A 1,290-nucleotide genomic window follows, 5' to 3' on the forward strand; every position below is an offset into this window, starting at 1 on the left:
CCGGTGGCGTGCTCGGCTGCGTGGCAATCGGCGGGCTGTTCTCGCTGCCGGTGTTCCTGCGGCCGATCGCACAGGACACAGGGTGGTCCACCACCGGGATCTCCACCGCGATGACGCTGGCCTTCGGGGCGCTCGCGCTCGGCAGCATCGCCTGGGGCTGGCTCTGCGACCGCGTGGGCCCGCGCATCGTGGTGCTGGCCGGTTCCGTGCTGCTCAGCACCGGGCTCGCGCTGTCCAGCCTGGCGACATCGCTCCTCGCGTTCCAGCTGTCGTTCGGCGCGGTCGTTGGCTTCAGCGCGGCGGCGATCTTCGCGCCGATGATGGCGTGCGTCACCGGGTGGTTCGACACGCGGCGCAGCCTGGCGGTGTCACTGGTGTCGGCCGGCATGGGGATGGCGCCGATGACGATGTCGCCGCTGGCCGCGTGGCTGGTGCAGGGCCACGACTGGCGAACCGCGCTGCAGGTCATCGCGGCCCTGGCCGCGGCCATCATGCTGCCCGTGGCGTTGCTGGTGCGCCGCCCGCCGGCGCTCGCCCAAGCGCCGGCCGCAGCAGCACCGGGCGCGGCGCAGCAGCCGGCCACATCCGTCGGGCAGGCCATGCGCTCCGCGCCGTTCCTGATCCTGGTGCTGACGAGCTTCCTGAGCTGCGCCACCCACTCGGGGCCGATCTTCCACACGGTGAGCTACGCCGTCACCTGCGGCATCCCGCTGATGGCGGCGGTGTCGATCTACAGCCTGGAAGGGCTCGCGGGCCTGGGTGGGCGCCTCGTGTTCGGGCTGCTGGGCGACCGCTTCGGAGCCGCGCGCGTGCTGGTGCTGGCGCTGCTCGCCCAGGCGATCGTGGTGCTGGGCTACGTGTCCGCGCGCGAGCTGGGGAGCTTCTACACCGTCGCTGCGCTGTTCGGCTTCACCTATGCGGGCGTGATGCCGCTGTTCGCCGTGCTGGCGCGCGAGAATTTCCCGCTGCGCATGATGGGCACGGTGATCGGCAGCATCACGATGGCCAGCAGCCTCGGCATGGCGCTGGGGCCGGTGCTGGGTGGGCTGATCTACGACGCGTGGTCCAGCTATGCGTGGCTCTTCATCGGCGCGTTCGCGCTGGGCATCGGGGCCTTCCTGTCGGCGCTGGCGTTCACACGGTTGCCGCGGCGTGAGACCATCGCCGCGGCGGCGTGAGGTACCAGCGACCCGTCTTTCGCTTGGCTGCCTGGGCAGGCAGACGGCCGCGCCTGCCCACCAGATCCTCTCTGCTGAGCACGTACTCGGCGTCAGCCGAGCAGGGCGAAGC

The 1,290-nt window shown here is 71.5% G+C and carries 1 protein-coding gene; it reads left to right on the plus strand.

Annotation, left to right across the window (positions count from 1 at the left end; genetic code table 11):
• On the plus strand, nt 1–1,178 hold a 1,178-nt coding region (locus tag AC1D15_RS32820), incomplete at its 5' end, for an MFS transporter (protein WP_477829356.1).
• Between the last annotated feature and the right edge of the window lie 112 nt (nt 1,179–1,290).

Source organism: Rhizobacter sp. P2_H2 (assembly GCF_056403375.1).